Raw genomic sequence first — 17,592 nt, 5'->3', positions numbered from 1 at the left:
CGGGGGACCGATCCCCTAACGGCCCCCGTACGGACCCGGAGCGATCCCCGATGGCCGGACCGGCCGGCGCCCCTAACTTTCGAACTCGACACCGGCCGCTGCCCCCGGCGGACCGGTCACCGACGAAGACCCGGAGGTCGACATGGCCGACAACGACGTGACACTCATCGAGTTCGTCCGCATGCTGCTGGGCCTCGGCCCGGACAAGGACGAGAACATCCAGGTCCGCGACTGGTTCGAGAAGGACCCGCAGGCGGCGCTCAACCACTTCGGTCTCGGTGACCTGACCGCGGAGGACGTGCAGGACGCCGTCCTGATCGCCCAGGACAACGACACCGTGTCCTTCGACCGCAGCTACGACACCGGTTTCGACTGGGGCCGCGGCGGTGGCCACGAGGGTGGCAAGGAGGGCGGCAAGGAGTCCGCCGTCCACGAGAAGGTCCACGTCACGGACCACTTCCACACCTCGGACGTCGACGACCGCGACACCATCGTCGACAACTCGATCAACCAGAACGTCGACACCGGCGGTGGCGACTTCGACCAGGACATCGAGACCAACTCGGTGACCGCCTCCGGCGACGGCGCCGTGGCCGCGGGTGGCGACATCGACGACTCGACGATCACCACCGGCAACGGCAACATCGTCGGCGACGGCAACAACGTGGCCTCCGGCAACGGCAACACCATCGCCTTCGGTGACGGCGACGCGACCCGGACCGGCGACATCTCCGCCGACAACGGCTCCGCGGTCTCCATCGGCGGCGACGCGACCGGCTCGCACGACGCCGAGGACTCGTTCAACGAGACCACCGAGAAGACCACCGTCGACACCGACATCGACGGTTCGTACAACCAGGACTCGAGCCAGGACAACGACTCGTCGTTCACCGACAACAGCGAGTCGCACACCGACATCGGCTCGCACAACTCGGTCGACCTCGGCGTCGACGCCTGATCGGCACCTGCTGATCGAGGTCACCGGGCCGGCCGCCCCCGGCCCGGTGACCTCCCCGCCCCACCCGCCCTCCGTCGCCGGAACAGCGCGACGGCACCCTTTCCGAGGAGAGTTCGATGTCCGTCGAGAAGTCGCTGATCCAGTTCATCCTTGACCTGCTCAAGGACCCCAAGGCGCTGGCCGAGTTCAAGGACGACCCGCAGGGCCTGCTCGCCCGCTGCGGCCTGTCCGACGTCTCCGCCGAGGACGTCCGGGACGCGGTCGTCCTGGCCCAGGACAACGACGACGTGTCGTTCGACCGGGACTACAACACCGGCGGTGGCCACCACACCCCGCCGCCGCCGCCCGTCGTGCACGGTGAGGACCCGGTCAAGTACATCGACAAGTACGTGACCAACAACCACTACACGTACAACGTGGACGACCGCGACACCATCGTCGACAACTCGATCAACCAGAACATCGACACCGGCGGCGGCGACTTCAACCAGGACATCGACACCAACTCGGTCGTCGCGTCCGGCGACGGCTCGGTGGCGGCGGGCGGGGACATCTCCGACTCCACGATCACCACCGGCGACGACAACATCGTCGGCGACGACAACGACGTGGTGAAGGGCGACGACAACACGATCGCCTTCGGTGACGGCGACGCGACCCGGACCGGCGACATCGCCGCGGACGACGGCTCGGCCGTCTCCACCGGTGGCGACGCGACCGGCTCGAACGACGCGACGGACTCCTACAACGACTCCGAGACGACGACCGAGACCTCGACCGACATCTCGGACTCCTACAACGAGGACTCCAGCCAGGACAACGACTCGACGGTCACCGACAACAGCGAGACCCACACCGACACGCTCTCGCACAACGACGTGTCGGCGGACGTCGCGCTCTAGAGTCGACGACCGGTCGGACTGCTCCGTCCGGGAGTACCGACCGTGGACCGTACGGCCCATCGGCCCTGGTCACCCACCCGTGGGCGACCAGGGCCGATGGCGTTCGTGTATCCATGACAGCGACACGGCGAGACGCACGGCGCCGGTGTCCCCCGTGGGCGCCGGCGCGGTCGTGACGAGGGGGCCTGGCACACGTGGCGGTACCGGAGGCGGTCGGTCTGGTCGACCTCGCGCTGAAGGCGGTCACCGCCTACGACCGCCCGGACCTCGCGCCGCGGCTGCAGGCCGCGAAGGCGCGGCTCACCGACCCCGCCGTGCGGGTGCTCGTCGTGGGCGAGTTCAAGCAGGGCAAGAGCCAGCTCGTGAACGCGTTGGTCAACGCCTCGGTCTGCCCGGTGGACGACGACATCGCCACCGCCGTCCCGACCCTCGTGCGGTTCGGTGAGGACTCCGCGGTGACGCTGGTCCGGGAACAGGACGGCGGCGAGCGTGCCGAGCGCACCCAGGTCCCGATGGAGAAGCTCGCCGACCACGTCTCCGAGGGCGGCAACCCCGGCAACCGTGCCGGGCTGACCCGCGCCGAGGTCACGTTGCCCCGCAAGCTGCTGCAGAGCGGCCTGGTGCTCGTCGACACCCCCGGCGTCGGGGGTCTGGGCTCCGCGCACGGCGCCGCGACGATGTCCGCGCTGCCCACCGCGGACGCGGTGCTGCTGGTCTCCGACGCCAGCCAGGAGTACACCGCGCCGGAGATCGAGTTCCTGCAGGCCGCCCGGAAGCTCTGCCCGAACGTCGCGTGCGCGGTGACCAAGACCGACCTCTACCCGCACTGGCGCCGGATCGTCGAGCTGGACGAGCGGCACCTCGCCGACGCCGGGATCTCCGCGGAGGTGCTCCCGGTGTCCTCGGCGCTGCGCCTGCACGCCGCCCGCACCCAGGACCTGGACCTGATCGCCGAGTCCGGCTTCCAGGCGCTGGTCGGGTTCCTGCTGCGCAAGGTCGTCTCCCGGGCCGACGAGCTGAGCCGGCGCTCCACCAGCCAGGACGTCCTGGTCACCTGCCAGGCGCTCGGCTCGACGATGCGCGCCGAGCTGATGTCGCAGAACGACCCGGAGAAGGCGACCGCGCTCGCCGAGGACCTGCAGGCCGCCCGGGCCAGGGTGGACGCGCTGCGGCAGCGGTCGGCGCGCTGGCAGACCACGCTGAACGACGGCGTCGCGGACCTCATCGCCGACATCGACTACGACCTGCGGGACCGGCTGCGCGCCGTCTCCCGGGACGCCGAGCAGCTCCTCGAGGACGCGGACCCGGCCGACATCTGGGAACAGTTCTCCGAGTGGTTCCACAAGCAGGTCTCGCACGCCGTGGCGCAGAACTTCGTGTGGACGACCGAGCGGGCCCGCTGGCTGGCCGAGCAGGTGGCCGAGCACTTCGCCTCCGACATCGACGTCCAGCTGCCCGAGCTGCGGATCGCCGGGGGTGCGGTGGCCGGCAAGGTCGACACCCTGGAGATGCCCGAGGGCGAGAAGTTCGGCTTCGGCCAGACCCTGTTCGTGGGCATGCGCGGCGGCTACGGCGGCCTGCTGATGTTCGGGCTCGCGTCCACGTTCGCCGGGTTCCTGCTGCTCAACCCGCTCTCGATCGGCGCGGGCCTGCTGTTCGGGGCGAAGACCGTGCACGACGAGAAGAAGCGGTTGAAGCAACGCCGCCAGGCCGACGCGAAGACGGCGGTCCGCCGGCACATCGACGAGGTGACCTTCCAGGTCGGCAAGGACTCCCGGGACAACCTGCGGCAGATCCAGCGCGAGCTGCGCGACCACTTCACGACGCTGGCCGAGGAGCTCTCGGAGTCGCTGAAGGAGTCGGTGACGGCCGCGCAGACCGCCGTGAAGGACGACGCCGCCCGGCAGAAGCGGGTGGCCGACCTGGAGGCCGAGCTGAAGCGCGTCGACGAGCTGTCGGAGCGGGCCCGGACGCTGGCCGTGGTGCCGGAGACCGCCGAGTCCGCACAGTCCGCACAGTCCCCGGGGGCCAGGGCATGAGCGCGCTGACCGAGCAGACCCGCGCCCTGCTGCGCAACGCGCTCACCGTCTACGGCGACTCCCCGCAGGCCGCGGGCTGGCTGCGGCACCACCTGGACCGGTTCGACGAGCCGCTGCGGGTCGCGATCGCCGGCAAGGTGAAGGCCGGGAAGTCGACCCTGCTCAACGCGCTGGTCGGCGAGCGGATCGCGCCCACCGACGCGGGCGAGTGCACCCGGATCGTCACCTGGTACGCCGACGCACCGGCCCCCGGGGTGCGGATGCGGATGCGCGACCCGGCGCAGCGCGAGCGCCCGCTCACCCTGGCCCGCCGCGACGGCGCGCTGCGGATCGACCTGCAGGGCACGCCGGTGGAGAGCGTCGACCGGCTGCTGGTCGACTGGCCGTCGCAGCACCTGCGGCACACCAACCTGATCGACACCCCGGGCATCGCCTCGCTGACCGCGGACACCTCGGCCAGGGCCGGGGAGTTCCTCACCCCGGAGGACTCCCCGTCACCGGCGGACGCGGTCGTCTACCTGATGCGCCACCTGCACGCCGGTGACGTGCGGTTCCTGGAGTCCTTCCACGACCGGGGCGTGGCCCGCGCGACGCCGGTCAACACGATCGCGGTCCTGTCCCGGGCCGACGAGATCGGCGTCGGCCGGCTCGACGCGCTCACCTCGGCCCGCCGGATCGCCCGGCGCTACCGCGGTGACGACAAGCTGCGCGGGCTGTGCCAGACCGTCGTCGCGGTCGCCGGGCTGGTCGCCGAGACGGCCAGGACCCTGCGCCAGGACGAGTTCGTGGCGCTCTCCGAGCTGGCCGCGCTGCCCCGGGCCGACGTGGAGGCGCTGCTGCTCTCGGCCGACCGGTTCGGCCGCAGCGAGCTGGACCGGCCCGACTCCGCGACCCGGGTGCGGCTGCTGGACCGCTTCGGCCTGTTCGGCGTGCGGCTGGCGAGCACGCTGATCCGCCAGGGCGTGACGGACCCGACGGCGCTGGCCGACGAGCTCGTCCGCCGGTCCGGGCTCGACGAGCTGCGCGGGGTGCTGGACACCCAGTTCGCCGAGCGGCGGGACCTGCTGAAGTCGCGCTCCGCGCTGCTCGCGGTGGACCTCGTGCTGACCCGCGAGCCCCGCCCGGCGACGGCGGCGCTGCGGGCCGAGGTCGAGCGGATCCTGGCCGGGGCGCACGAGTTCGTCGAGCTCAGGGCGCTGGCCGACCTGCGGGCCGGGAAGATCGTGTTCCCGCCGGAGGCACTCGTCGACGCCGAGCGGCTGCTGGGCGGCGACGGCGGGTCGGTCGCGGCCCGGCTCGGCCTGGACGACGGCGTCGGCCCGCGCGAGGTCCACGACGCGGCGGCCGAGGCGTTGCGCCGCTGGCGGCGGCGGGCCGAGAGCCCGCTGACCGGGCGGGCCTCGGCGGAGGCGGCGCGGATCGTCGTCCGCTCCTGCGAGGGGCTGCTCGCGGCACCGGCGCAGCATCCCGCGCCGCACTAGCCGACCGGGGCGATCGCCGGGGCCGGGTGGATCCTCCCGGACCCGCGCAGCGGCGTCAGCAGGCCGATCCCGTGGCGGCGCGACACCCACAGCGACAGCCCGGCCGTGAGCACGAGCGTGGTCGGTACCGAGGTCAGCAGCGCCGCCGGGTCGATCTCCCCCTGCTCCAGCAACGTCGGGTACGCCGGGGTCATGGTCACCACCGCCAGGTTGTTGCCGGTGTGCGCGACGATCGCGAGCTCCAGGCCGCCGGTCTTCCACACCAGGAACCCCGTGCAGAGCGCGAACACGGCGATGTCGACCTGGCCGACCCAGTCGTAGCCGTGCCCGGCCATGAACAGCGGCACCGGCAGCACGATCCCCCACACCGGCGAGCGCAGCCAGGTGCCGAGCACCTGCTGCGGGAGCCCGCGGAAGGCGTACTCCTCGCCCGCGCACTGCAGCGGGACCAGCACGATCCCGATGACCAGCGCCAGCACCGCCGGGGAGTCGAACCGCAGCACCCCCGGGTCCGGCGGGTCGAGCAGCAGCGCCAGGCCCCACTGCAGGACCAGGCAGGCCGGGAGGACGACTGCGGCCGCCCGCAGCAGCAGCGACCAGCGCACCCGGCCGTCGACCGAGTGCACGGTGCCGCGCCGGCCACCGCCCCAGCGCACGCCGAGCACCACGGCCGGGACCAGCAGCGCCAGCGGTCCGAAGAGGATCGCCATGTCGACCGGGTTGCGCGCGTCGTCCAGCATTGCCGACGGCGAGGGGACGCCCGGCACGGTGATCAGGACGACGCCGAAGACCAGCCCGACGACGATCCCCGCCGCCAGCAGCAGCCCGGCGACCACCGCGACCGTCGTGAGCGGACGCCACCAGGTCCCCGTGCGCTGCTCCAGACGGGCCATCCGGTGATACGGAAGCCCCACCGGTGCACTCACCACCTCACACCCCCGTTCCTCCACTCATGGAGCTTCGGCCCGGTGACACGAGGCCGAAGCTCCATGAGTGGACAGGGGCAGGGGCGGGGGCAGGGGCAGGGACGGCGAGGGGAGGCGCGGGCACCGCTCAGGCCCGGCGGTCGTTCAGGATGCGGCGCAGCTCGTCGAGCAGCTCGCTGCGGCTCCCGGCACCGAGGCGCTGGCGCATCCGCGCCACGTGGTGCTCGACCGTCTTCGCCGAGATGAACAGCGTCTCGCCGATCTCCTTCTGGGTGCGCCCCTGCACGACGAGCTCGGCGACCTCCAGCTCCCGGTCCGACAGCAGCGACGGCTGCTCGGCACCGGCCTCCGGAGCCGGCCCGTTGCCAACCGGCCCGTCCTGCGGGGCACGGGTCGCCGGCACCTCCGGGACGACCGGCACGGCCGTCCCGCCGGGTCCACCCGGTTCCGCGGGACCGTCGGGCGCGGGCTCGGCGGTCGGTGCGGGACGGACGTCCGCGGCCGCGGCCTGCAACGCCCGTGCGCAGGCCAGCAGGGTCGAGACCGCCTTGCGGTCCGCCGTCCGCAGCGCCGCCTGCCCGGCGAGCTTCCCGCCGTCGAAGGACAGCCCGACGGCGTGCAGCCCGCGGGCCGCCTCCTCGACCGCGACCGGGTCCACCCGGTTCTCCAGCACCCCGACCCAGTGCGGCGCCGCGGTGGCCATGGCGTGCGCGAACCGGCTGCCGCCCGCAGCACCCTCCAGGGCCGCGGTCTGCTCCCGGGCGGTGCCGACGTCGTCGGTCAGCACGGCGGCCTGCAGCCGGGCCCAGTGCAGCGGCGCCGACCACAGCGCCGGACGGCCGAGCCGGTCCAGCAGCGCGGTCGCCTCGCCGAGGTGCGGCGCGACCCAGCTCTCCTCCCGCAGCCGGGTCGCGGCCGTGACCAGCTCGCCGAGCGGCTGCAGCACGAACAGGTCGACCGGGTGCCGGACGATCGCCTGCCGGGCCCTGGTCCAGGACCGCATGAGCCCGCCGAGGTCGGAGTTGCGGCGGGCGATCGCCACCTGCAGGGCCGCGGCGAGGAACTCGTCGCGCGGCTCCAGCGGACGCTCGACACTGTCCTCGTCGACCGCGGCGAGCCAGTCGGCCGCCGGGACGGTGGCCCCGCGCAGCAACGCGATCCAGCCCAGCAGCAGCCGGTGCCGGGACCGCGCCGGTGGGCCGCCCAGACCGGTGCGCAACGCCCGGCCCAGCACCGAGGACGCGACGTCGAACTCCCCGGTGTGCACCGCGACGAGCGCGGCGAGCGCGGCCGGGGTGTCCGGGAGCAGGGCCGCACCGTGCGCGCTCTCCAGCAACCCGGCCGCCCTGGCCAGTCCGGACAGCGCTGCGGTCGGGGATCCCTGCACCGAGTCCAGCACGCCGCGGGCGGTGAGATCGTCGGCGCCGTCGACGAGCGTCGGTGCCCGGCCCGGCACGATCCCGCCCGCCCGGCCGACGACGGCGGCGGCCTCGTCGAGCGCGCCGGTCCCGATCAGCACGGGCACCGCGGCGGCCGGCGGGTGCTCGCCGCCGACCGCTGCCGTCCAGCGGTACAGCTCGGCGCTGCGGGCCAGCAGGCCGCGCCGGGCGAGGACGGCGGCGGCCACCGCGCCCGCTCGGACCGCGTCCTCCGGCTCGACGGCGTCGGTCGCCGACAGCACCTCGTCGGCGTGCGCGAGCGCGCCGTCCAGGTCCCCGGCGACGAGGTGCGCCGCCGAGCGGCGGGCGGCCAGTGTGAGCGGCGCTGCTCCCGCGGCGACGGCGTCGGCGTAGTACCGGACGGCGTCCGGGTGCTCGCGGCGACCGGCCTCCGCGGCCGCGGCGGCGAACACCGCGGCGGCCCGCTCGCCGGTGGCGCCGGACCCGCGCAGCAGCCGCGCCACGGCCAGCACGCTGCCGCCCCGGTCCAGCTCGATCTCGGCGAGCGAGCGGCGCAGCTCGGTCCGGCGGGCCGGGGCGACCCGGGCCCGCACGACCTCGGCCACCAGCGGGACGACCCGGCCGTCCGGGGTGCAGAGGCCGGCGGCCACCGCGCGGGCGACCAGCTCGTCCAGCTCGTCGACACCGGACCCGGCGCCGTCGGAGAGACCCAGCAGCGGGACCAGGACCTCGCCGTCGGACGGGGCGCCGAGCGCGGTCGCGACGACCAGGTCGACGACCCGGCGGTCCTCGGAGTCGACGGTGTAGCCGATCTGCTCGGCGAGCGCCGCGGGGACCGGGCCCCGGGTCGTGCCGGACGCGAGCAGCCGGTCGACGAGCATCGGGGAACCGGCGGTCCGCTCCAGGACGGCGCGGACGTCGTCGTCGGGGATCCGGCGGCCGGTGACCCGGGCGGCCCGCGCCTCGACCCCGGCGGCGGTCAGTGCCCCGAGCACCAGCGGCGGGGCGCTCGCGGCGAGCGTCGCACCCAGCCGGGCGAGGCCCCGCTCGCGCGGCCACGGCCGGAACGCGACCACCATCCGCACACCCGGCTCCTCCGCGTGCGCCCGGAGCCGGTCCAGCCCGGCGGCGTCCAGGTCGTGGGCGTCGTCCACCACCAGGACGGCCGCCGGGTCCGGGTGCCCGGCCGGGACCGTCCGCACGACCTCGGCCCCGGAGCCCGCCCAGGCCGCGGCGAGCGCCCGGAGCACGGTGGTCTTCCCCGATCCGGCGGGGCCGCTGACGGCGACCGCGCGGGGGGCCGCCGGATCTCCGGTGACCGCACGGAGCAGGGCGACGGACTCGGGCCCGCCGGCGAGCGGACCGTCCCCGGTCGCGCCGGTGGCCGGTGCGGTGCCGGCCGGTGCTGCTGCGCCCACTCCCGGGCCTCCTCACGGTCCCTGGATCGCCGGTGACCGAGCGTATCGGGTGCGACTGACGGGAACTGCCCGGGTCCGGGCAGGATCACCACTGTGGATGAACCTGTGGATGACGAGGTGTGGGCGATCGTCCTCGCCGGTGGCCGCGGTACCCGCTACGGGCGGCTCAAGCAGCTCGACGAGCTCGCCGGGATCCGCCTGGTGGACCACACGGTCGCCGCCGCCCGGCGGACCTGCGACCGGGTCGCGCTGGTGCTGCCGCCCGGTGTGGTGTGGGACGGCGAGCCGGTGGACCGGCTCGCCGAGGGCGGGGACCACCAGTCGGCGTCGCTGCGGGCCGGGCTGACCGTCGTCCCGCGGTCGGCCGGGATCCTGGTGCTCGCCGACCCGGCGCACCCGCTCGCCGCGGACCGGATCTTCACCGACGCGATCGCCGAGGTCCGGGCGGGCGCCGACGGGGCGGTCCCGGTGGTGCCGATGCTGGAGGTCGTGCAACGGGTGCTCGACGGCGTCGTGGTCGAGACCCTGCCGAAGGACGACACCTGGATCGCGCAGTCACCCCAGGCGTTCCGCGCGGGGGTGCTGCGGGCCGCGCACGCCGACGCGCCCCGGCCGGTCGAGAACTCGGGGATGCTCGCCGCGCTCGGGCACCGGGTGGTGACGGTCGCCGGGGACCCCGGGAACCTGCACGTCGCGACGGAGGAGGACCTGGCCGTCGTCCGGCGGCTGGCCGTTCCTTGCGATGACTTCTGAAAAAGTTCAGAATTGGGCCGTGACGACCGAGGTGCAGTGGAGCGAACTGCAGCGTGACCCGAAGGGTGTCGCTGCGCTGGCCGACCAGGGCGAGGTCCGGGTGCGCCGCCGCGACGGCGCACCCCTGCTCCTGCTCCGGGAGGAGAGCGCCGACGCCGCCGCCGTGGGCGCGGTCAGCGCCGCCCGGGCACTGCGCAACGCCCTGGTGCACCTGCCGGGAGAGCAGGGGGTCGCTGTCCTCGTCGAGGAGTTCCCGTGGGTGGACGTACTCCCCGAGACCGACCGCCGTCGTTTCGTCGCCGACTTCGTCAGGGCGGTGGCCGCATCGGCCGAGCTCGGGCGCTGGGCGGTGCTCGCCCAGGTCGTCCAGGAGTGGCGGGCGACCGCGTCGATCCACGCCGATCCGGCACTGGCCGCCGACCTCGCCGTCTCCCTCGACGACATCGGCCTGGACTCCGACTTCGGAGCGGTCCCGGCCCCGGAGGGCGAGTGATCCGTGGCCGCCGAGCGAGGGGACCGGATCGCTCCGCCGGCCGGTCCGCACGGATGGGAGGCCCGCTTCGCCACGACGGAGGCCGCCAAGGGCTGGGAGGATCTGTGCCGGGTCGCCCGGCCGAACACGTGGGAGGCCTGGGTCGTGCTGACCGAGCGTCCCGACACCCCGCAGAACCCGTCCCGTCAGCACCGTCTGCGTGGCGGCCTCGCGACCCGCACGATCGGCGGCCGGGAGCTCGGCCAGTGGCAGTACGAGGTCACCGCGGGCGGTCGGATCTGGTACTGCCCCGATCCGGCGCGGCGCGTCGTCTGGGTGGTCGCCGCCTCCACCCGGCACCCGAAGGCGACCGGCTGAGCCCGTTCCCCGGCGTGCCGCACCCCGCGCGACGCGTGTCGCACGCCGGGACGGAGCGCGTCAGCGGTCGCGGGCGCCCGGCGGGTCCTCGGCGGTGGGGGCGGGGGTTCCGCCGGTGCCCAGGAGGCGTTGCCAGACCGGGTGGTCGACGGTGTCGGGGACGCTCTCCGTGCCGGAGTGTGCGGCCAGCAGCTCGACGGCCCGTTCGGCGTCGCCGCCGCTGCCGACCTGCACCGTGCGGGCCAGCTCCGGCCAGGACTCGCCGCCCAGCAGGCCGTTGGCGTCGTCGGCGCGGTGCGCGACCTGGAACTCGGTGACGGCGGACCGGGTGCGGTCGTCGTAGCGCCCGTCCGGTTTCCCGGACAGCGCACCGGCGTCGCGCAGCAGGAGCTGGGCGGCCTCGACCCGCGGGCCCTCGTCACCCGCCCGCAGCAGCGGCCAGCTCGCCTTGACCGCCTCGGTCCGGGACAGCCGGCGGCCGAGCAGGTCGCCGACCTCCCGCCGGAGCCGGGGCAGCTGCCCGTAGAGCCGGTCGCCGGGACAGATCGTGTTGCGGTAGTCCCGGTGCCCGTAGAGCTCGCTGGGGGCGATCCCGTACTGCGCGCAGATGTAGGCGCAGGTCGCCCGCAGCGAGTCCCACAGCGGTCCGGGCGGGTCCTCGGAGATGTAGGTGCCCTCGTTCTCGATCCCGATCGCGATCACGTTCTGGCCGGGGGAGTGCGCCCCCTCCACCACCCGCCGGCCGCCGTTCAGCTCGCCCAGGCTCAGGAACCGTCCCTCCAGGACGTGCCCGCCGCGCGAGATCGTGAAGTGCTGTCCGGAGTCCAGCCAGCCGTTGCGGTCCATGTGGTGGGCCTGGATGCCGCGGGCCATCCGGTGCGCGGCCGGGATGCTGAAGTCCGGGGTGTTCGCACCCGCCGTGTGGTGCACGAGGATGCGGATCGGCCGCCGGTCCCAGATCTTCGGCGGCGACGACGGCGGGCGGGCGCCCCACTCCGCGCACCGCGCGATGTACGGGGCGCGGGCCGCCTCGCCCCGGCCGACCGGGCCCGGCACGTCGTCCGGTCCCGGGACGCGGGGCAGCGGGCCCGGTTCGTCGGTCACCGGGGGCGGCGCCGCGTGCGCCGTTCCGCCGAGGGCCGGCACCGCAAGGCCGGCGGCGGCCCCGGTGACCAGCAGCCGGCGCCGGTTCGGCCGCCACGACCCGGCCGGGGGTGCACCGTCCCCGGGGTCGGTGTGCTCGCCGGGTGTCCCCATCGCGCACCGTCCTTCCGGGAGCGTCCGCAACGGACGCCACCTCAGTCACAGACGTCACGGCAGCCCCGTGCGTCGTGGGCGATTCTGAATCGCTCCCCCCGATTCCAACGGCGGCGCGCCGGGCGCGCCCGTCACCCGCAGGGGTCACTGCGCCGGGCGGCACGGCCACCCTTGCCGTGGTTACCGACGAGTAATACTCTGGAGTCGGTTACCGGCCGGTAAGCAGACCGGCCTCGGCGGGAACGGCGGTGAAGGACGGATGGGCCACTACAAGAGCAACGTGCGCGACCTGGAGTTCAACCTCTTCGAGGTGTTCCGGATCCAGGAGCATCTGGGGACCGGCCCGTTCGCCGACGTCGACGTCGACACGGCCAAGGGCGTGCTCTCCGAGCTGTCGTCGGTGTGCACCGGCCCGCTCGCCGAGCACTACGCCACGATCGACCGCAACCCGCCGGTGTTCGACCCCGCGACCCACTCGGTCAGCACCCCGCAGGAGCTGAAGGACGCCTACCGCGTGCTGTGGGACGGCGAGTGGTGGCGGCTCGGGCTGCCGAACGAGCTGGGCGGGATGGGCGTCCCGCCGTCGGTGCAGTGGGCGGCGGCCGAGCTGATCCTGGGCTCCAACCCGGCGATCTTCATGTACATGGCCGGGCCGAACTTCGCCGGCATCGTGCACCGCAACGGCACCGACGAGCAGCAGCGCTGGGCGCAGCTGATGATCGACCGCGGCTGGGGCGCCACCATGGTGCTGACCGAGCCGGACGCCGGGTCCGACGTCGGGGCCGGCCGGACCAGGGCCGTCCAGCAGCCCGACGGCAGCTGGCACGTCGAGGGCGTGAAGCGCTTCATCACCTCGGCCGAGCAGGACTTCACCGAGAACATCATGCACCTGGTGCTGGCCCGGCCCGAGGGCGCGAAGCCCGGCACCAAGGGCCTGTCGCTGTTCCTGGTGCCGAAGTTCCACTTCGACTCCACGACCGGCGAGCCGGGCGAGCGCAACGGCGCCTTCGTGACGAACGTCGAGCACAAGATGGGCCTCAAGGCGTCCACCACCTGCGAGCTGACCTTCGGCGCGCACGGCACCCCGGCGGTGGGCTGGCTGCTCGGCGAGGTCCACGACGGCATCGCACAGATGTTCCAGGTCATCGAGTACGCCCGGATGATGGTCGGGACCAAGGCCATCGGGACGCTGTCGACCGGGTACCTGACCGCGCTGGAGTTCGCCAAGGAGCGGGTCCAGGGGGCCGACCTGACCCGGATGACGGACAAGACCGCGCCGCGGGTCAGCATCACCCACCACCCGGACGTCCGGCGCAGCCTGATGCTGCAGAAGGCGTACGCCGAGGGTCTGCGGGCCCTGTACACCTACACGGCCACCTTCCAGGACCGGATCCGGCTCGGCGGCGAGGGTGCCGGGATCAGCACCGAGCTGGCGGAGAAGGTCAACGACCTGCTGCTGCCGATCGTCAAGGGCGTCGGTTCGGAGCGGGCCACCGAGCAGCTGATCCAGTCGCTGCAGACCCTCGGCGGTTCCGGCTTCCTGCAGGACTACCCGATCGAGCAGTACATCCGCGACGCCAAGATCGACTCGCTGTACGAGGGCACCACCGCGATCCAGTCCCAGGACTTCCTGTTCCGCAAGATCGTCCGGGACAACGGGCAGGCGCTGGCCCACGTCGCCGGCGAGGTGCAGGCGTTCGTCGACTCCGACGCCGGCAACGGCAGGCTCAAGGAGGAGCGCGAGCTCCTGCGCACCGCGCTGACCGACGTGCAGGGGATGCTCGGCACGCTGACCGGCTACCTCTACGGCTCGACCAAGGACGTCACCGAGCTGTACAAGGTCGGCCAGCACACCGTCCGGCTGCTCATGGCGGTCGGGGACCTGCTCGTCGGCTGGCTGCTGCTGCGCCAGGCCACGGTGGCGCTCGACGCGCTGGGGACCGACGGCGTCTCCGCCAAGGACCGCGCGTTCTACGAGGGCAAGGTCGGCGTGGCCGGCTTCTTCGCCCGGACCGTGCTGCCCCGGCTGACCGCGGAGAAGGCGATCGTGGAGAACGCCGACAACGCGCTGATGGAGCTGCCGGAAGCCGCGTTCTGACCCGCTCCGGGCCGGGGTCCACCCCGGCCCGGAACCGGCCGTGCCCGCCCGGCAGGATCCGGGATCATGACGGTGCCGGCTGGCCTCCACCGCACGTCCGTCGACGGCGTCGTCCGCCTGGTCGGCCTCGTGGGTGCGGTCCTGCTGTGCGCGGGCAGCTGGGCCGTCGTCCGGGCGGGTGCGTGGGCACCACCGGGTCTCGCCGTCGCCTGCTGCGGGGTCGGTCTGGTGGTCGTCGCCTGGGGGGTCGCGGCCCGCGCCGTCCTGCGCGGGACCGTGCCGCCGCCCGGGTGGTCGGTGCGCACGCTCGCCCTGTGGGCCGCACCGTTGCTGGTGGCGCCGCCGCTGTTCAGCAAGGACGTGTTCAGCTACCTCGCGCAGGGCGGCGTCGTCGCGCGCGGCCTGGACCCGCACGTGCTCGGCCCGGTCGACGGGCTGCCCGCCGGGTCCGCGCTGCTGGCCGAGGTCGACGGCCACTGGCGGGCCACGCCGTCGCCGTACGGACCGGTCACGGACGCGCTGCAGGGTGCGATCGCCGTGCTCACCGGCGAGGGCGTCGCCGCCGCCGTCGCCCTGCACCGGGTGCTCGGGGTGCTCGCGGTGCTCGGTGTCGTCTGGGCCGTCCCGCGGCTCGCCGCCCGGTGCGGGATCGCCCGGGAGGGCGCCCTGCTGCTCGCCGCGGCGAACCCGCTGGTGCTGTGGCACCTGCTCGGCGGCGTGCACAACGACGGGCCGATGCTCGCGCTCGCGCTGTGCGGCCTGGCCGTCGCGCTGCGGGGGATCGACACCGGCCGGTTCGGCCCGGTCGCCGCCGGGGTGGGACTGGTGACGCTCGGGGCGCTGGTCAAGGCCCCGGCGGCGGCCGCGCTGGCGGTGATCGCGGTCGCGGCCGCGCGGCCTCCGCAGCGCCGGGCCCGGTACGCGCCGCTCGTCGTCCTCGGGATCGGGGCCGGTGCGCTCGCCGTCGTCACCGTGGTCTCCCTGGCGGTCTCCGGCGCGACCGGGTCGGCCACGAGCTGGCTGCTCTCGACGGCGACGCCCGGCCGGCTCGGCAGCTGGATGGCACCCACCAACTGGCCCGGGTTCGCCGCGGGGGCCCTCGGTGGTCCCGGCGCCGCCGCCGGGACGCTCGCGCTGGGCCGCACGGTCGGTGCGGTGGTGAGCGTGCTCCTCGTCGTGCTGCTGCTCGTCCGGCAGTGGCAGGGCCGTCGCGACCCGGTCGGCACGCTCGCGCTGGTCTACACCGCCGTCGTCGTGCTGGGGCCGGTCGTGCAGCCGTGGTACGTGCTCTGGGCGGCCGTCCCGCTGTTCGCCTCGGCCGTCGGGGACCGGGCCCGCCGGTGGACGGCCGGCGCCGTCGCGGTGTTCGCGGTGGCCGTGCCGCCGTCGGCCGGTGACTTCTCCGCCCGGGTGCCCGACCTGGTCCTCGCCTACGGCGCGGCGGTCGTCGTCGCGGGGATCGCCCACCTCGTGCTGCGGCGTGCGGAGCGGGCACCGCCGCACGCCGGCGATCGATGAACGTTCATGCTGTCGGGGTGGACGCAACGGCCGCCGGGCGGCTCTCGGGGTTCGGGGCACCACTGCTCCGCGTGGCGGTGGCCGCGGCCGCCGGGGTGCTCCTGCACCTGGCGTTCCCGCCCCGCACGGTGTGGTGGACGGCGGTCGTCGCGTTCGCCCTGCTGTGGTGGGTGCTGCAGGGGCGCCGGATCCGGGCGGCGGCCGGGCTCGGCTTCGCGTTCGGCCTCGGGTTCTACCTGCCGCACCTGTTGTGGCTGCAGAACTTCCTCGGCCGGGAGTTCGGCGTCCTGCCGTGGGTGGGGCTCTCCGCCCTGATGGCGGTGTTCACGACGGCCGGGTGCGTGCTGGTCGCGCTGGTGTCCCGGTTCCCCGCGGCGCCGCTGTGGGGCGCGCTCGCCTACGTCGGGCAGGAGTGGGTGCAGAGCCGGTTCCCGCTGAACGGCTTCCCCTGGGGCCGGGTCGCGTTCGGCCAGGTGGAGGGCCCGTTCCTGCCGCTGGCCGCCGTCGGGGGCGCCCCGCTGGTCTCGCTGGCCGTGGTCGCGGCCGGGTTCTCGGTCGCGGCGCTGCTGATCCGGCCACGGGAGCTGCGCCGGGCCGTCCCGGTCGTCGCGCTGGTGGCGCTGGTCCTGGTGGTGCCGCAGCCCCCGACCGAGGCGCAGAACGGGACCCGGGCGGTCGCCGTCGTGCAGGGCAACGCCCCGGACATCGGCCTGGGCCTGCTGAACGCGAGCGCGACGCTGCGCCGCAACCACCTCGCGGAGACCGCCGAGCTGGAGCGCGCCGTGCGGGCCAGGACCGAGCCGCGGCCGGACCTGATGGTCTGGCCGGAGAGCTCGACACCGACCGACGGCGACGACCCGGTGCTCGACCGGGTCGTCGACGGGCTCGGCGTCCCGGCCCTGATCGGGGCCTACTACCGGGCGGGCGAGGCGGTGGAGAACGCGGTCGCCGTCTGGAACCCCGGCTCCGGGGTCGGCGAGCGGTACGCCAAGCAGGAGCTGGTCCCGTTCGCCGAGCGCATCCCGCTGCGCCCGATCGCCGGGCTGGTCACGCCCTACGTCGGACTGTCCGACCTGAGCGCCGGGACCCGGCCCGGGGTGCTGGACGTCGCGGGGACCCGGGTCGCCGTCGGCATCTGTTACGAGGTCGCCTACGACCACGTCCTGCGGGACGGGGTCCGCGACGGCGGCCAGCTTCTCGTCATCCCGACGAACAACGCCTGGTACGGCGTCGGGGAGATGACCTACCAGCAGCTCGCGATGGCCCGGCTGCGCGCGGTCGAGCACGGCCGGGCCGCCGTCGTCGCCGCGCTGAGCGGGGTGAGTGCGGTGGTCCGGCCGGACGGGACGGTCGTCCGCTCCACCGACATGTACACCGCGACGAGCTTCGTCGAGCAGGTGCCGCTGCGCTCGGACCTCACCCTCGCCGACCGGTGGGGCGGGCCGCTGGAGCACGGCCTCGCGCTCGGTGCGCTCCTCGCCGCCGCGGCCGGAGCCTGGCGACGGCGCCGCACCACACCGGCCGACGAGGGGTGACGGGCTACTGCGCGATGTAGCTCTCCAGCTGCTCGCGCTCCTGCTCCAGCATGTCGATCCGGGCCTTGACCAGGTCACCGATCGAGACGATCCCGGCCAGCGCGCCGTCGACGACGACCGGGAGGTGCCGGACCCGGCGCTCGGTCATGATCCGGGCCAGGTCGCCCACCGCGTCGTCCGGCGAGCAGGTGACGACCTCCGCCGTCATCAGGTCGGCCACCCGGGAGCGCAGCAGCTCCTCGCCGTGCGCGTGCAGCCGGCGGACCACGTCCCGCTCGGAGACGATCCCGACGATCCGGTCGCCGTCGACCACCGGGAGCGCGCCGAGGTTCTCCTCGGCGATGTGCCGCAGTACCTCGGCGACGGACTCGTCCGGTGACACGGTCGTCACCGCGCTGCCCTTGCCCTTGAGAACGTCCGCGATCCGCATGGCGTACCCTGATCCCTCCGCGTCGTC

General features: G+C 74.4%; 14 protein-coding genes. 10 read left to right on the top strand and 4 right to left on the bottom strand.

Annotated features, from left to right (window positions below; all coding sequences use genetic code 11):
* The first annotated feature begins 142 nt into the window (after positions 1-142).
* The 4 genes from AFB00_RS11585 (at position 143) to AFB00_RS11570 (ending at position 5,380) form a co-directional block, all read left to right on the top strand.
* Complete coding sequence (locus AFB00_RS11585) at positions 143-958, top strand: hypothetical protein (protein ID WP_068797236.1); 816 nt, start codon at positions 143-145, stop codon at positions 956-958.
* Between the two features lie 116 nt (positions 959-1,074).
* Positions 1,075-1,860: an IniB N-terminal domain-containing protein gene (locus AFB00_RS11580; RefSeq protein ID WP_068797235.1), complete on the top strand. Its 786-nt coding sequence runs from the start codon at positions 1,075-1,077 to the stop codon at positions 1,858-1,860.
* A gap of 194 nt (positions 1,861-2,054) precedes the next feature.
* Positions 2,055-3,899 carry a dynamin family protein gene (locus AFB00_RS11575; protein WP_068797234.1) on the top strand — a complete coding sequence of 615 codons (1,845 nt, stop codon included), beginning with the start codon at positions 2,055-2,057 and terminating at the stop codon, positions 3,897-3,899.
* Entirely contained in the window at positions 3,896-5,380 is a 1,485-nt protein-coding gene (locus AFB00_RS11570) for a dynamin family protein (RefSeq protein ID WP_068797233.1), read from the top strand. The genes AFB00_RS11575 and AFB00_RS11570 overlap by 4 nt, the downstream gene beginning before the upstream one ends.
* Here the strand turns inward: AFB00_RS11570 and AFB00_RS11565 are convergent.
* Both AFB00_RS11565 and AFB00_RS33970 read right to left on the bottom strand, forming a co-directional pair.
* On the bottom strand, positions 5,377-6,273 hold the full coding sequence (locus tag AFB00_RS11565; protein WP_083275452.1) for a CPBP family intramembrane glutamic endopeptidase: 897 nt from the start codon (positions 6,271-6,273) through the stop codon (positions 5,377-5,379). The genes AFB00_RS11570 and AFB00_RS11565 overlap by 4 nt on opposite strands.
* Before the next feature lie 160 nt (positions 6,274-6,433).
* On the bottom strand, positions 6,434-9,124 hold the full coding sequence (locus AFB00_RS33970) for a helix-turn-helix transcriptional regulator (protein ID WP_083275451.1): 2,691 nt from the start codon (positions 9,122-9,124) through the stop codon (positions 6,434-6,436).
* A gap of 93 nt (positions 9,125-9,217) precedes the next feature.
* Here AFB00_RS33970 and AFB00_RS11555 point away from each other — a divergent pair, with 93 nt between their 5' ends.
* Genes AFB00_RS11555 through AFB00_RS11545 form a run of 3 tightly spaced genes read left to right on the top strand, consistent with a single transcriptional unit; the run spans position 9,218 to position 10,727 of the window.
* Positions 9,218-9,877: an IspD/TarI family cytidylyltransferase gene (locus tag AFB00_RS11555; protein ID WP_197519825.1), complete on the top strand. Its 660-nt coding sequence runs from the start codon at positions 9,218-9,220 to the stop codon at positions 9,875-9,877.
* A 19-nt stretch (positions 9,878-9,896) separates the two neighbouring features.
* Positions 9,897-10,370 (top strand): DUF6247 family protein, encoded by a 474-nt coding sequence (locus tag AFB00_RS11550; protein WP_068797230.1) that lies wholly within the window; start codon positions 9,897-9,899, stop codon positions 10,368-10,370.
* A gap of 3 nt (positions 10,371-10,373) precedes the next feature.
* Entirely contained in the window at positions 10,374-10,727 is a 354-nt protein-coding gene (locus AFB00_RS11545; protein WP_068797229.1) for a hypothetical protein, read from the top strand.
* Positions 10,728-10,787: 60 nt separating this feature from the next.
* On the opposite strand, the gene AFB00_RS11540 is transcribed toward AFB00_RS11545, so the two are convergent.
* Positions 10,788-11,984, bottom strand: a complete 1,197-nt coding sequence (locus AFB00_RS11540; protein WP_068797228.1) for a peptidoglycan recognition protein family protein — start codon at positions 11,982-11,984, stop codon at positions 10,788-10,790.
* A 259-nt stretch (positions 11,985-12,243) separates the two neighbouring features.
* Here AFB00_RS11540 and AFB00_RS11535 point away from each other — a divergent pair, with 259 nt between their 5' ends.
* From AFB00_RS11535 to lnt, 3 genes are all read left to right on the top strand, one after another.
* Entirely contained in the window at positions 12,244-14,082 is a 1,839-nt protein-coding gene (locus tag AFB00_RS11535; protein ID WP_068797227.1) for an acyl-CoA dehydrogenase, read from the top strand.
* A 66-nt stretch (positions 14,083-14,148) separates the two neighbouring features.
* A complete protein-coding gene (gene mptB / locus AFB00_RS11530) occupies positions 14,149-15,600 on the top strand; it encodes a polyprenol phosphomannose-dependent alpha 1,6 mannosyltransferase MptB (protein ID WP_068797226.1) in 1,452 nt (483 codons plus the stop codon).
* A gap of 17 nt (positions 15,601-15,617) precedes the next feature.
* Entirely contained in the window at positions 15,618-17,135 is a 1,518-nt protein-coding gene (gene lnt, locus AFB00_RS11525; protein WP_068797225.1) for an apolipoprotein N-acyltransferase, read from the top strand.
* A gap of 4 nt (positions 17,136-17,139) precedes the next feature.
* Here the strand turns inward: lnt and AFB00_RS11520 are convergent, their stop codons facing one another.
* Positions 17,140-17,565, bottom strand: a complete 426-nt coding sequence (locus tag AFB00_RS11520) for a CBS domain-containing protein (RefSeq protein ID WP_068797224.1) — start codon at positions 17,563-17,565, stop codon at positions 17,140-17,142.
* Between the last annotated feature and the right edge of the window lie 27 nt (positions 17,566-17,592).

It is taken from the genome of Pseudonocardia sp. HH130630-07 (assembly GCF_001698125.1).
Lineage (GTDB): Bacteria > Actinomycetota > Actinomycetes > Mycobacteriales > Pseudonocardiaceae > Pseudonocardia.
The sequence above is the reverse complement of the archived record's forward strand: the minus strand, read 5'-3'. Positions and strand labels throughout refer to the sequence as shown.

Excerpts from the sequence above, each read along its gene's own strand:
- AFB00_RS11580 (WP_068797235.1), top strand. The coding sequence starts at position 1,075 with ATGTCCGTCGAGAAGTCGCTGATCCAGTTCATCCTTGACCTGCTCAAG.
- AFB00_RS11540 (WP_068797228.1), bottom strand. The coding sequence starts at position 11,984 with ATGGGGACACCCGGCGAGCACACCGACCCCGGGGACGGTGCACCCCCG.
- AFB00_RS11585 (WP_068797236.1), top strand. The coding sequence starts at position 143 with ATGGCCGACAACGACGTGACACTCATCGAGTTCGTCCGCATGCTGCTG.
- AFB00_RS11570 (WP_068797233.1), top strand. The coding sequence starts at position 3,896 with ATGAGCGCGCTGACCGAGCAGACCCGCGCCCTGCTGCGCAACGCGCTC.
- AFB00_RS11535 (WP_068797227.1), top strand. The coding sequence starts at position 12,244 with ATGGGCCACTACAAGAGCAACGTGCGCGACCTGGAGTTCAACCTCTTC.
- mptB (WP_068797226.1), top strand. The coding sequence starts at position 14,149 with ATGACGGTGCCGGCTGGCCTCCACCGCACGTCCGTCGACGGCGTCGTC.
- AFB00_RS11565 (WP_083275452.1), bottom strand. The coding sequence starts at position 6,273 with ATGGCCCGTCTGGAGCAGCGCACGGGGACCTGGTGGCGTCCGCTCACG.
- AFB00_RS11520 (WP_068797224.1), bottom strand. The coding sequence starts at position 17,565 with ATGCGGATCGCGGACGTTCTCAAGGGCAAGGGCAGCGCGGTGACGACC.